This window comes from Cohnella lupini (assembly GCF_003386205.1).
GTDB classification, from domain to species: Bacteria; Bacillota; Bacilli; order Paenibacillales; family Paenibacillaceae; genus Cohnella; species Cohnella lupini.
Window position 1 is genome coordinate 54,379 of record NZ_QRDY01000012.1, and the last position, 13,377, is coordinate 67,755.

Annotated in this window: 9 protein-coding genes; 3 read left to right on the top strand and 6 right to left on the bottom strand. The window is 53.4% G+C overall.

Translation table 11 applies throughout. The features are described from left to right. Positions 1–100 precede the first annotated feature (100 nt). Genes DFP95_RS19010 through DFP95_RS19020 form a run of 3 tightly spaced genes read left to right on the top strand, consistent with a single transcriptional unit; the run spans position 101 to position 3,544 of the window. On the top strand, positions 101–1,144 hold the full coding sequence (locus DFP95_RS19010; RefSeq protein WP_115994268.1) for a nucleotidyltransferase family protein: 1,044 nt from the start codon (positions 101–103) through the stop codon (positions 1,142–1,144). Continuing rightward, positions 1,141–2,322: a glycosyltransferase family 4 protein gene (locus tag DFP95_RS19015; RefSeq protein WP_115994270.1), complete on the top strand. Its 1,182-nt coding sequence runs from the start codon at positions 1,141–1,143 to the stop codon at positions 2,320–2,322. Before DFP95_RS19010 ends, DFP95_RS19015 begins: the two co-directional genes overlap by 4 nt. After that, the gene (locus DFP95_RS19020; protein ID WP_115994272.1) at positions 2,312–3,544 is read left to right on the top strand and encodes a hypothetical protein; all 1,233 of its coding nucleotides are present in this window, start codon (positions 2,312–2,314) and stop codon (positions 3,542–3,544) included. Before DFP95_RS19015 ends, DFP95_RS19020 begins: the two co-directional genes overlap by 11 nt. A 168-nt stretch (positions 3,545–3,712) precedes the next feature. On the opposite strand, the gene DFP95_RS19030 is transcribed toward DFP95_RS19020, so the two are convergent. The 6 genes from DFP95_RS19030 to DFP95_RS19055 all read right to left on the bottom strand — a co-directional run bounded on the left by DFP95_RS19030 (position 3,713) and on the right by DFP95_RS19055 (position 13,376). After that, positions 3,713–4,825, bottom strand: a complete 1,113-nt coding sequence (locus tag DFP95_RS19030; protein WP_245987734.1) for a sn-glycerol-1-phosphate dehydrogenase — start codon at positions 4,823–4,825, stop codon at positions 3,713–3,715. After that, positions 4,801–5,622 carry an HAD-IIA family hydrolase gene (locus DFP95_RS19035; protein WP_115994275.1) on the bottom strand — a complete coding sequence of 274 codons (822 nt, stop codon included), beginning with the start codon at positions 5,620–5,622 and terminating at the stop codon, positions 4,801–4,803. Before DFP95_RS19035 ends, DFP95_RS19030 begins: the two co-directional genes overlap by 25 nt. A gap of 125 nt (positions 5,623–5,747) precedes the next feature. Continuing rightward, entirely contained in the window at positions 5,748–6,518 is a 771-nt protein-coding gene (locus tag DFP95_RS19040) for a DeoR/GlpR family DNA-binding transcription regulator (protein ID WP_115994276.1), read from the bottom strand. 152 nt (positions 6,519–6,670) lie between these two features. Further along, entirely contained in the window at positions 6,671–7,885 is a 1,215-nt protein-coding gene (locus tag DFP95_RS19045; RefSeq protein ID WP_245987735.1) for an RluA family pseudouridine synthase, read from the bottom strand. Between the two features lie 103 nt (positions 7,886–7,988). After that, complete coding sequence (locus tag DFP95_RS19050) at positions 7,989–10,205, bottom strand: hypothetical protein (RefSeq protein ID WP_115994277.1); 2,217 nt, start codon at positions 10,203–10,205, stop codon at positions 7,989–7,991. Positions 10,206–10,328: 123 nt separating this feature from the next. Beyond that, a complete protein-coding gene (locus tag DFP95_RS19055; protein ID WP_115994278.1) occupies positions 10,329–13,376 on the bottom strand; it encodes a cyclic nucleotide-binding domain-containing protein in 3,048 nt (1,015 codons plus the stop codon). Position 13,377: the final 1 nt, after the last annotated feature.

Genomic DNA, 13,377 nt, shown 5'->3' on the forward strand with positions numbered 1-13,377 from the left:
GTTTTTTTCATGGAGGTGATTGAAAACTAGACGAATACGTTTAATGGTAGTCAGTTGACCCTGAGGGGAACACATCAATTAAACGGAGGTTGATCCTATCATGAAAGCATTATTTCTCGCCGGCGGTTTAGGAACCAGGTTACGCCCCTTAACGGAACATCTTCCGAAGCCGATGGCCCTGGTGGGTAATCGTCCTTGGTTAGAGCACTTGCTTCTACACTACAAGGAACAAGGCGTTAACGAATTCGTCGTTGCCGTGAAACATTACCGCGAGCTGATCGAAAGCCATCTCGGCGACGGTTCCAAATACGGAGTGCGCATCGATTACGCTGTAGAAAAAGAATTGTTGGGCACGGCGGGCGCCATCAAGAACGCCGAGCATCTGTTAAGCGATCGCTTCATCGTCGTAAACGCGGATATCATCCATCAAGTCGATCTCGCTTCCGCCATGAAATTTCACGAAGCCCACGGCGGGGCGGTGACCATATGTTTGACGGAGGTAGAGGACCCTTCTCACTACGGAGTCGTCGAACAATCCGATAACGGCCAGATTACCAGATTCGTTGAAAAACCTAAAAAAGAAGAAGCACCGTCAAATCGGATCAATGCCGGCATATACATTATGGAGCGCAGCGCGCTCGATTACGTGCCGTCCGGAAGATCGGTCTCCATCGAGAAGGAAACCTTCCCTTCCCTGATCGAGAACGGCAAGGGCGTCTACGGACATCCGATCGGCGGTTATTGGATGGATATGGGAACGAAGGAACGTTATCGCCAGCTCCATTGGGATTTGCTCGATCGTCGCTTTCCCGTTGCGATCGACGGCAAAGAAATGGAGGACAAAAGCATTTGGATGGGCAACAACGTACGCGTCGGTCAAGGCGTTCTGTTCGTTCCTCCCGTTATGATCGGAGATGACGTTACGATCGGCGACCGCGCGATTATCGGGCCTTACGCGGTCATCGGCAAAGGAAGCCGAATCGGCAATCAGGTTCGCCTGGCCAACTCCATTCTATGGGATCGTTGCAAGATCAGGGCGGGAGCCCAACTGAACGAATGTATTTTCGGATCGGGCATGCAGGTCGGTCCCCACATTCTTCACGAAGCGGTATGCAATCGGATTATGGAGGTGCAAAGCAGATGAACAACCGTCTACCCCAGATCGCTTACGTAAGTACTTATATTCCCAAGAAATGCGGACTTGCTACCTATACCCATCACTTGCGAGAAGCGATCACTCATGCCAAGGGCAATCGTTCGATCGACCCCGTTATCACGTTGTGCAATCCGGAAGAACGCGCGGATTACCGGGAGCCTTGGATGCTTCCGCTTATTAAATCCGATCAGGACGATTACAGGAAAGTAGCCGATGCGATTAACCAAAGCTCGGTAGACATCGTATCGTTGCAGCACGAATTCGGGATTTTCGGCGGAGAAGCCGGTTCCCATATTATCGATTTCCTGCGCCGCGTGAAAAAACCGGTCGTGACGACCTTCCATACCGTTTTCGAGCATCCGGTAGCCCCTTATTCGGACGTGCAAAAGGAAATCTCCCGATGGAGCGACCACCTGCTCGTCATGAACCGCAAAGGAATCGGTTATCTGCACGATAACTTTGAGTTGCCTCTGGAGAAAATCACGTTTATCCCGCACGGAACGCCCGTGACTAACCGCGCCGATCGGATAAAAGTTCGTCGGGAAGCCGGCTGGGAAAACCGCAAGGTGCTATTCACGTTCGGCTTGCTCGGCCGAAGCAAAGGAATCGAGCTCATCCTGCAAGCTATGGCGTCCGCCGTGCATGCCGTGCCGGAGTTACTCTACGTAATTGCGGGCCAAACGCATCCCGAGGTACGCAAGCATGAAGGCGAGGCTTATCGCGAGGAATTAATGGCGATGATCAAGGAGCTCGGGTTGGAGCATCACGTGCAGTGGGTTAATTCCTACGTCCCTGAAGAGCAATTGGTATCGTTGATCTCCGCTTGCGACCTCTACGTCACCCCTTATCCGGGAATGAGTCAGATCACTAGCGGTACGTTGGCTTATGCGGCGGGATTGGGACGTCCTATCCTTTCTACCCCGTACGTCTATGCCAAGGATCTCGTCCAGGGATACGACGAGATGTTGTTGCCGTTCGGAGACGCGGACGCATGGAGCTCGAAAATAATCGAACTGTTTACCTATCCCGGAATGTTAACCGAATGGGAAAGAGTGATTTCGGAGATCGGGCGAAGCATGCATTGGCCGCACGTGGGGGCGCAACACCTGCGGTTATTCCAACAAATCATCTTGGAACAGAGAGACAAAATCGCCGATGTCGGTTAATGGCGAGATTAGCCGTCGGACGGCGCATCCTTCCTTCGCCCATTTGCGCCGCCTGACGGACGACACGGGTTTACTCGAACACGCTCTCGGAAGAATACCGCGCCGACGGGAAGGGTATACGACCGACGATAACGCGCGCGCGTTATGGACCGTAACCGAGTGGTTGTCCTTCCCTACCGGAACTTTGGATTCGGAAGAACGAAGCGAGCTTAATAGACTTGCCGATATTTACTTGGCCTTCATGTTATGGGCTCAAGAAAACGACGGTTGGTTTCTGAATAATTTCGCTTATGACCGGACGCTCGAGCCCGAGGAAGTATCCCACGATTGCCAAGGCCGCTCGTTATGGGCCTGCGCCGACGCATGGATCCGATTGGAAGGACCTCATCGCGAAACTGCCCGAGTCATCTTCGAGCGTTCTTTACCGACGCTGGCGCGAATCGATTCCCTCCGGGGTCAAGCCTTCGCGATGGCTGCATGCGCCCATCTGCTCGGAGCCGCGAAGAACGGACAAATCGATCTTCCGCACGACATGGAAGGCGATATCAGGCATCACCTGAATCGACTGGAGCAGTTATTGAACGGCGCCTTTCGTCATTTCACGGACGGCAACTGGCGGTGGTTCGAACCCGCGATGACTTATAGCAACGGAATACTGCCATGGGCAATGCTTAGGACTTATCGTTATACGCAGAAGCCGGAAACGTTGCGAACCGGCTTGGAGAGCCTATCCTATTTGCTCGAAGTCATGTCCACCGATGAAGGTTGGTTACGTCCTATAGGCAACGATGGCTGGTGCACTTCGGATTCTACCAACGTGAGCTTATGGGATCAGCAGCCGCTAGAGATGTTCAAGCTGGCGTTGGCGCTCGAAGAAGCGGCGCTGGCTACCGAGCTGGCCGATCGGGATCAGAGCGCTCGGCTCGTCGGCAGCGCAAGGAGCAAAAGCTCGGCCGACTCTTATTCCGAGCGAGGTACCTTCGAACGGCCGGCCGTCTTAGGCCGATCGGGGTTAAGCTCGGGGAATCCCGCGCACTATCGGGCTCTTCGCGATCAATGCAGGGATTGGTATTACGGCGAGAACGACCATCGGGTGCCGGTCGTCGATCCGGCGGACGGCAGCTGTTGCGACGGGCTTACCCCGTTCGGTCCGAATATTAACTGCGGCGCGGAAGCGACGATCTCTTACTTGATGACGGAAGCCTTATGCAGGCGCGTCTAGCATAATTCAATAGAAATAAGGCCGCGCGGGAGCGAATCGCTCTTGCGCGGCCTTATTTGTTCGCAACCCGGAATGCCGAAATACGGAATAGCGGAATTGCGGAAAGCGGAAAAGCAGAACTGCGGAATTGCGGAACTGCGGAACTGCGGAACTGCGGAACTGCGAAGCTTAAACGTTAGCATTGCGTTGCTCGTTATATTTCTTTAACAGGGTTTGTCTATTGGGACGAATCCGATCGGCCTCGCGCAGGCTTCTGGTTAACAGCTCCGCGTCGATTCCCAATCGTTCCGGAGTATCCGGCCCGCCGAGCTTGCGAATCAACGACCTGATCGTTTGCTCGTCCGGAATGCGGCGGATTTCCTCCAGCAACGTCTGACGATGCTCTTCCGGGAACAAAGCGGGAGATTCGATTGCCAATTCATGATACAACCGGGAGATTTCCGCGCAAGCTACGCCGACTTTGGCTCCGTGCAGGATTTGTCTACGGCCTAACTTCATGAATTCCATCTCCCAATAATGGGACAAGTGGTGCTCGGAGCCTGATGCGGAATGGGACTGTCCGAACTGAAGCATGGCGAATCCCGACTCGATGAGCGCGCGCGTCAGAATTTCGATGCCCTTGGCGCTTCTTCGCGCGATTTCATCGCTGTTGTTCACGCATTGCTCCAAAGCTTTGCGAGTCCGTTCGGCTACGGCTTCCGAATAAGGCTCCCCGCCAGCGAGGCTTCCGTATTTCCAATCGAACAAGGACGTATATTTCCCGAGCATATCTCCGAATCCGGCGGCGATCATGGCGTCCGGCGCTTTCGTTAAAATATCTAAATCCGCGAAGATAGCGGAAGGGCCGATCGCGGTAATGGTCTTCTTCTCTCCTCGTAGGATCAACGGAGCTCCGATGGAATTAAATCCGTCCACCGACGGTGCGGTCGGAACCGACACGAACGGTATCCCTGCGGCATAAGCCGTGAAACGGGCGATATCGTGCAACGTTCCGGATCCTGCCGCTATGACGACTTCCGAGGAATGACTTTTGACGTCAAGCAGCAATTGGACGATCGATGCCTCGTCGGCGATGACGTCTCCTTGCTTGTCCGGGTTGATTACCGTAACGAGGATCTGAATGCCCGATGCTTCGATCGACTTTCCAAGGGAACGTCCGATTATATCGTATGTAATGATATCCGCGACGATCGATACTCGATGGACGTTCCTCCCCGATAAATAGGGAGCGACTTGCCGTATAGCTCCTGCTTCGATTACGACGGGCTCGATAACTGACAATCCATTTCCTCCTCTGCAAGAATGCTTCTGAGATCCAACAGCGATTCCCATATGAAATCCGGACGCTCGGTTGCAGCTTCGGCTTGTTCCCTAGACGTAGAACCGCTCAGCACTAAAGCGGTTCGGATACCGGAACGTTTGCCAAGAGCGATGTCCGAAGCCAAGCTGTCGCCGATGATGAGACATCTCTCGGCCGACAGGTCCATTGCCGCTAAGGCGGCGTCCGACATGAAAGTCGAGGGTTTCCCGATTACGACGGATACGCTCTCCCCGGTAGCATGCACGATAGCTCCAATCATTCCGGCAACGTCGATGAAATCGCCATCGTCTCCCGGAAAGGTTTTGTCTTCGTTCGTAGCTATGATTTTAGCTCCATGGCGAACGGCGCGGAAAGCCGAATTCAGATCCGCGTAAGTAAGCTTCTCGAATAACGTAATGACTAACCAATTCGCTTCTTCCGGCCGATCGGCAAGCCCGACGCCATGCGAAAGAAATTCTTCGCGAAGACCTTCGTCTCCGAGCAGCCAAGCTTTGCATAAAGGATCCGTTCTTTTCAAGTATTCCGCGGTGACGGTAGAAGTGAGCACGATCTCCCGCTCGGAAGCTTCTATCCCCATCGCTTTGAGCTTCATTTGGCACATTTTTCTTGAATAATTTCCTCGATTGCTCAAGAAAACCACTTTTTTCTTCTTCAATCTTATCGCTTCGATCGCCTCCGCGGCGCCGTCGATCGCTTGCCGTCCCCGATATACGGTACCGTCCAAATCTATGATGTAGCCATCCGCGTTCTCTAGCATCGCAGTATCGGGCCTCCCTATTCTTTCGCTCCTCCTTCATTTTCCTATCGAACGTTACCGTTTGTCAATGATTGTATGCTTTTATTAGCGTTCACATTCGTTTACATGCGAATGAACGTTTATCGTTAATTGTTGTCGGCTATGACAACCTCTGATCCTTTGATCTGCCTAAGAAAATCGCCGTTCGCCTTCGAATCAGTTATTAAAGTATGGATATCCGAGAAAGGAACGGAAGTCGCGATCGACCTCCTGCCTAGCTTGGTGTAATCCGCTAGAGCGATCGTTTGGCGGGCATTCAACGCCATCAATTTCTTGAGCTCCGCCTCGTACAGGCTGAAGTCGGTCATCCCTTCTTCCATGCTCACGCCCTCCGCCGACGTAAAGAACAAATCCGCGTGGATGCCCTCCAGGATGTTCCTGCCCAGAACTCCCTCGATCGTCTTCGAACCGACCCTCAGAACGCCTCCGATCAGAATCACGTTGATCCGGGGATTCTGGTTAAGCGTCATCGCCGCTTCCAATCCATTCGTGACGACCGTCAGATAATCATAATCCGCCAACTCTTTGGCCAATTCCAGTACCGTGGAGCTGGCATCCAGAATGACGCATTGGCCCCGGGAAACGAGCTTGGCCGCTTGACGTCCGATGGCCCGCTTCTCCTCGTAGTTCAATTCGCTCCGGGAAGATTGTCTTCGGTCTCGATCGGATATTTTCCCTCTGACGGGAATCGCTCCGCCATGAGTCCTCTCGAGTAAACCCTCTTCTTCGAGTATTCTTAAATCCGTCCGGAGCGTTCCCTCGGATACGTTGAAATCGATGGCCAATTCCTTCACTAAAACCTGTTTATGGAGAACAAGAAGCTCCAATATCCGATCTCTCCGATGTGAAGCGAACATGATCGCATCTCCTTTCGTTTGCTTATGATTATAGATAAAAGAAAAGCATTCAACAACATACGACTACAACGAAAAAAGGGCTAGCTCGGCTAGCCCTTTGATTATCGTTTGTTTGTTCCAAATGCCGCTCCGCAATTTTTGTTCTGTCAGTCCTACTTGCGTCGGAGCTTGTTCAGCGCTTGCGCGATATCGTCCGGCAACGGCGCGTTCGCTTGCTGCTTCTCGCCGGTCCAAGGGTGGTTCCAGATGAGGCGCTCTCCGTGCAACGCTTGCCTGGAAATAACTGCGCGCTTGCCCCCGTACAGACCGTCCCCTGCGATAGGGTGATTAATCGAAGACAGATGAACCCGTATTTGATGCGTGCGTCCCGTCTCCAAGCGAAGCCTTACAAGCGTATGATTAGACAATCTTTCGATGACTTCGAAGTGCGTCACGGCCGGGTCCCCCGTGTCGCTTACGCGCCTACGGGTGGAATGATGGCGATCTTGCCCGATCGGCTTGTCGATTCGGCCCTTATTTCCTTCCACGTAACCTTCCGCCAGTGCGACGTAAATCCGCTCGATCGACTTCTCCCGCATCGCTTTATCGTATTGATAATGCGCGAATTCGTTCTTCGCGTACAATACGGGTCCGGTCGTATCCTTGTCGATTCGATGCACGTGACGAATACGGATATCTTGGCCCGACATCTCGTAATAGGCGGCAACTCCGTGCGCCAAGGTTTTGCGTTGGCCCTTTTCGCTCGGATGTACCTCGATGCCGGCAGGTTTGTTCACGATTAAAGTGAATTCGTCCTCGTATAAGATGTTCAGTTCCATCCAATCGGAAGGAAAATCGCGTCCTTCTTTAGGAAATAAGTGCAGACGAAGACTCGATCCATGATACACGCAGCCTTTGGACTGCATCAGCTTTGAAATGAACTTAGGCGGCAATGGCAAATGCCTGCTGATAATGGACATCGGCGCGCCAGCCAGATTGTCGGGCAATCGGAACTCCATCCATTCGCCTTTGATCTTCCCCATGCTCAGGAGAGAATGATGGCCTCCGCTTACGCTTGCGGCCTTAACGTTTCCGCCCCGATTGTTCGGCGATGGCTGCGCTATGCCCGCACTCCCGCTCCGCTTGGAGACTGGTCCCCGCTCGGTTGCCGTTCTGAACGATTCCGGCCTTTCTCGTCCCGATTTGCGTTCGCCTTGCGGTCCGCCGCGATCGTTATATTTCTTGGGCGCTCCCCCGGCGGATCCCGTTCCTCTTCCCGGACCGGCTGCTCTTTCTCTTCGTCCGCTTCTGTCGTTGCCGCCGGCCTGTTTAGGGCCGGACTGTTTAGGGGCGCCGCCGCGCTGTCGATTCCGTCCTGCTCCGCTCATGCCTTATAATTCCTCCGATTCCATTCCGCACCCGCTGCCGATGAGCAAGGCTTTGCCGACCAATATACGGGAACGCCCGCGCAAAGTCAACCCTATGAATCTACTAGAACGTGACAAGACGGGTTTCTCCCGGCGCCAATTCAACGACCGGACAACCGTACAAGCTCATTTGCCCCAGAGATTCGGCAGCTTCTTCCGACGTTTCAACCAACACTTTCACTTTCGCCGCATACCGCGTTGGATTTCGCATCTCGATTTCGATGCTGCTTGCCTCAAGCGACGTTACCTTCGCTTCGATATGGTCGATCGCGCACAGGAAGCCGGTATTCTTAAGCACGTACAGCCCAGGGATCTCCACGTAAGTCAACATGTTCGACACTTCCGACCAGCAGGTTCCGTTAAAGACGCCACCGACCTTGTCCTTCCCCTCCCAGTCGCTCATGTTCACCCTTTCGCACATGACTCCCGGATTTAAGATCTGGTCGTCCCAACTGACGATCGGCCGATCGTCGCGAGACAAGTACTGAGGCAAGTTATGAGCGATCTCCCTAATCAACTCCAAGTAAAACTCGTCTCCGGTAGCGCGATATAACTTAAACAAGCTGTCTCCCGACAAGGTGCATATCCCCGGCGCGCTATGCTTGTTCTGAACGTTGGCGATGACCGAGCCTGCCGAGCGCATGTCCAGTCTTCCGAATTCGGAGCCCTCAGGCCAGTCGAAGTCGTAGGAAACGCACCATGAAGCGCACTGCTTCGCCATATCTCGTGCGTAGTCCAACCACTGCCGTTCCTCCGTCGTTTCGTACAATACCACGAACGATTCCAGCAATCCGAAAGCAGATTCGCTGTCCGGGCATTGCAAGATCTCTCCCGGTCCGCCGGTCGTGATTCCCGACAGCACGTCTCTCTCGTAATAATGTTCGGCCGACTTCTTAGCCGTATCCAGATAAGCGGCATGATCGAAATACTTGCCCGCCAATGCCAAGCCTGCCGGAGCGGTCGACGCCGAAGTAGATCCTCCGACCACGATGGCTCCCGAATGAACGTCGACGAACTGGCCGAATTGGCCGTATTCGTTCCACAACGCGACAAAACGATCAGCCAGCTTTCGAGTTCCCGATAGCCATTCCGTTTTTATTTTCGAAGCGAGGCCTTTCTTTTCCAGCAAAATAAAGTGCTTCATCAGATAGTACAAGACGTCTGCGGTCTTCCGAATGAGATGCCAATGCTCCGTGTTCGGATTGCCGAATCCGTCTCCGTATGCTTTCCCTTGATGCATGACCCCGTAGAACAACCCGGAAGACGTCTGCGTGGAGAACAAGAAGTCCAGAGTTCTCAGCGCGCGCTCTTGGGACAATTCTCCTCCCTCGAACAGTAGCGGCAACGTGGACATCGCCCCTCCGACCCATCCGGGCTGCCAATCTTGATGCGGATTCTCCCTCATGCCGACGGAATAATAGCCTCGCTCGGACTCCCATTGCAGCGCGTTATATTTGCTTTCCTGGATAGACCACGTTTCGGAGAACGGAATGCTATTCACGAGAGGAACAAGGCCCGTCATCGTCTTGCGCAGCTCTGCAAAATGCTCGAATAGCTCCCTTATCGAAGAGCAAGGGAGCTCGAAGCAACGAAGCTTCAACGAAACCTCGTCGCCGGCTTGCCAGTCTTTGCCTACGTCCAGCAGGTTTTCCGGCAGCGGAAGCTCTGGAACCATCGCATGGTAAGTCAGACGAACGGCCGGAACGGTAAACCGAATATCCGCCTCCGAACGGGAGTCGTTCTCTTCTATCGTCAACCCCGTCGGTCCGGCGATCGTCTTCTGTTCCGTGAACAGAAGCACCGCGCGCTGCCTGGAAGGAGAATAATAAGCCACGGCAGGTGTCGAAGGGTCCTGCGTCGTTTGCTCCAGCTTGGATGATCCTTCGGCTATGTTTAATCGCTGAACGTCGGAGATGATCGTCGGAACGTCTACTCCGATATCCTTAGCATCCTTAAGCAATGGCGCATATGGCATGGATCTGGCCGAGAAACGATTTCCGTTATACGCGGCACCCGGAATCAGCACATAGTTATCTTCCGACCAACTCTCCTGAGACAAGCTTACGGTGAAAGAGCAATTTATCGCGGTTCCTGCAAGAAGTCGGCAAACATAAGTCGTCTCCTTTCCGAAGAAAGGCCCTTCGCTTCCTTCGTGCGTTACGGTATTCTCCGTGAGCGCTACCTTCCACTCCGCTCCCTCGAATGAAATCGATTTTCCCGGTTGTATTTCTTCCGTCCGTCGCGGAATATTTCCATTGTAGCTCGTCAATTGAATTTTCATAGCCGATTCGAACCTCCGTATGACCATTTCTATTGTTTACGGGTCATTTTCTCAAAGTTCGCCGGGTTCCGATACTGTTCAATTGGCTAATTCCTGTCATTTAAAGCTTTAAGGCAAAGGATTCTAGGAATCGATCTTCATCATCATCTCTTCCAATAAACGAATTCGCGCCAACGATGCTCTTAACAAGCCGATTCCGATCTCGGGATACAGCCTTACGAGACGGGTGACGTCGTCCCGCTGCAGCGCGAGTACCCGAACGTCGCCGAAGAACGCCTGCGCGGTTACCGAAGAAGGAGATTCGTCCAAAGCCGACGTGGCACCGCAAACGTCTCCCCCTCCGAGTACTCCCAATGTCCCTTCCCAGCCCGCCGCGGAAATGCTCGTCAACTCCACGTTTCCTTCAATGACGACATACATGGCCGGATTTCCCTCGCCGCGCTTCAACAAATAACTGCCGTCCGCGAATTTCTGCTCCGTCGCCGCTCCCGCGATCAATCCAAGCTCCTCAAGCGACAGATCGGCGAAAAACGGTACTTTTTTGAGGAATACGACCTTATTCAGCCTACCCAGCATTCCTTGTTCTTCTTGCATACCCGTTCTCCCTTCGCCGCGCCTTAATTCCATGGCCATCTCCCGCCACCAGTCATCCGTCGTTTCGGCAGCCTTCGCAACGAAATCGCGGGCGGTTTCGAGCGTTAATCCCTCTAATTTCTCGATTTCCGCTTGCCAAGTCATGGCCAGACGTTGCGACAATCTCCGTTCGCCGACGCCTTCCGCCAACACTTCCAAGCCGCCGCTGCGCGTTTCCTCGTCTTTGTCAGCCAACGCCCTGCGTATGGCCGTTACGACTTGCTCATCCGTCAGCCTCTCCAGAATCGCCCAAACGCCCGCATAGATCGTCAGCTGCAAATCGCGCTGTCTCATCTCCGCAAGCTCCGCCAGATCTGGCCTCTCCAACTTGCGGAAGGATTCCGGCAGCTTGGCGGTTATGGCATTGTCCGCCAGCTTGGCTGTTCCATGCTCGGCGAGCCAACCCCGAACCTCGTCGTCCTCTAGCAATTGGGCCAACGCCGTAACCGACGCTTGCCATACTTTCGGTGATGCGTCCGGCAATCCGTTTTTAAGAGTTTCGACGACTCCCTTGCCCATATCGATCAAGGCTTGAGTCGTGGCTTTGAACAATTCTTGGTCCGCGGTCGGCAATCGCTCGATCAGAACGGGAACGACCTTCATTCTTCCGAGAACCCCTAAGCAGCTCGTTGCTGCGACTTTAACGGCAGGATGCGGATCCATCAGCAGCTTCTCGACCTGCACAGCGAATCGGTCCAGGTTAAGCTCCGCGATAACTCGGCAAACGTAGATGGCCGGCTCTCCGCCTTCCTTTAAGATCTGCTCGATGACTTCATAACAGGCCTCATAGCTTTGCGCGCTCTCCAGTAAATACATCGCTTTGACCGCTTCGGCCACGACCATGGGGGAACGGTCAAGCAGCTTCATACGCAGAAAGAAAAATGCCTGGGAAGACATATGCTTCATCTGGGCTAGCTTATGGACGACTTCTTTGCGAACGTCCTGGTCCGGATCCTCCAGCAAGGAAGCGACTTTAACCATCGCGGAGAGATCTGCGGCAGACAGGTCGATTGCTTTCAATGCCGCGATCCTGACCCGTACGCTTTCATCGTCGATCATAGCCAGCATTTCCGGCATAAACCGGGCTTCCTTGCTTCTTCCCAGAATATTAAGGGCGATCTCCCTGGCTTCTTCGCTTTCGTGACGAAGCATCGCTTGAACGGAGCCCATCGTTCTCGTATTACGGTAAAATTCCTTGTAGGATTCGGCCAATTCCTTGTCCGCCGCCAATCCCAACGTCTGCACGCTTTGAACCAATTCCTTCATATATAGCTGGCGTACCAGCCAGGAGAGCAGGAATAACAAGATAGCCCCGACCGTTCCGATCGCCGCCAACGCGGGAAATCCCCAGCCAAGTCCCGTGTGCAGGAACTGAAGCCCCGCCCCGAGCAGGATTCCCATGAACGTCGCGATGCCTTGAGCTACGAAACGAAAACCGTCTCGCTGCTGAAGGGGAAGCATTTTATAGAACAACTGATACGAGGGCTCCGCGGAATAATAAATGAGTAAATAAGTAAGCATGTATCCGCTAGAAACGGCAACCATGACGATCGGAGATCCGATTAACGCCCATGCCAACGCGAAGGATGCCACATATACGGCCGAGATGGCGGTTAACATGCTGCTTGCCCCAAGCCAAGCCATCAGCCTACCCGATATTAGTTGCAACAGGAAAGCCATCGTAAACAGCAAGGTAGTTACGATCCCGAATATGCGACCGAATTCAGCCTCGTCGGGATAAGAAGTATGTGCCGTATTGAGGAAAATGAATTCCATGAGAAAGTAGAGCGCAGGCATAATCGTCATCATGCCCAGCACTCCGAGAAGAAACGGCGATTTCAGCGTGCGCCGGAAATAATCCATCGAGGACAACGTTTCCGTTTCCTCGGCGGAGGTTCCCGACCATTTCAGAGTCAGCGGAACCAAGTATACCGCGATCGCTTTACGATAATTCACGGACGCGATCAAGAGAAACACCGGACCTAACACGTAGACGATATCCGGGCCGAACCAAGGACTGACGATCTGCGTTATCAATCCGGCTACGATGCCGCCAAGAGTGGCAGCCGCCACGAAAAGCGGCATCAACCTTTTCGCTTGCTGGGTCGGACACAGATCTACCGCCAAGCTCCATAGCAAGATCGTTTGTTGCCGAACGACGAAGCTCGAAGATAAGAAAAGAAAAGGATAATAAAATCGGAAATCTTCCCCGGTCACTCTCATACCGATCAGTATGATTGCGTTCAGAAGGACGATTCCCGTCATGATGGCATACATTGCTCGCATTAATCCAGGCTTCGACAGCCTGCCTGCAAGCCAAGTCATGAACCAAGCTTCTATCGGCAGAATAACGGCTTCGGCCATGTATACGTATGGTAAGTTCGAGCTGCCGAACCTTTGGTTGAATAGCGTCATGAATCCGTTGTAGTTAAGAGCCTCGGCAATGCCGCATAAGAGGAATACCGGCACCATAAGCCACAGCTTGCGCCGGTCCTCCGCTTTGATTCCCAGCCGGCGCGACCATCGTTGTAAGTCCATG

Excerpts from the sequence above, each read along its gene's own strand:
- DFP95_RS19035 (WP_115994275.1), bottom strand. The coding sequence starts at position 5,622 with ATGCTAGAGAACGCGGATGGCTACATCATAGATTTGGACGGTACCGTA.
- DFP95_RS19055 (WP_115994278.1), bottom strand. The coding sequence starts at position 13,376 with ATGGACTTACAACGATGGTCGCGCCGGCTGGGAATCAAAGCGGAGGAC.
- DFP95_RS19015 (WP_115994270.1), top strand. The coding sequence starts at position 1,141 with ATGAACAACCGTCTACCCCAGATCGCTTACGTAAGTACTTATATTCCC.
- DFP95_RS19045 (WP_245987735.1), bottom strand. The coding sequence starts at position 7,885 with ATGAGCGGAGCAGGACGGAATCGACAGCGCGGCGGCGCCCCTAAACAG.
- DFP95_RS19020 (WP_115994272.1), top strand. The coding sequence starts at position 2,312 with ATGTCGGTTAATGGCGAGATTAGCCGTCGGACGGCGCATCCTTCCTTC.
- DFP95_RS19050 (WP_115994277.1), bottom strand. The coding sequence starts at position 10,205 with ATGAAAATTCAATTGACGAGCTACAATGGAAATATTCCGCGACGGACG.
- DFP95_RS19040 (WP_115994276.1), bottom strand. The coding sequence starts at position 6,518 with ATGTTCGCTTCACATCGGAGAGATCGGATATTGGAGCTTCTTGTTCTC.
- DFP95_RS19010 (WP_115994268.1), top strand. The coding sequence starts at position 101 with ATGAAAGCATTATTTCTCGCCGGCGGTTTAGGAACCAGGTTACGCCCC.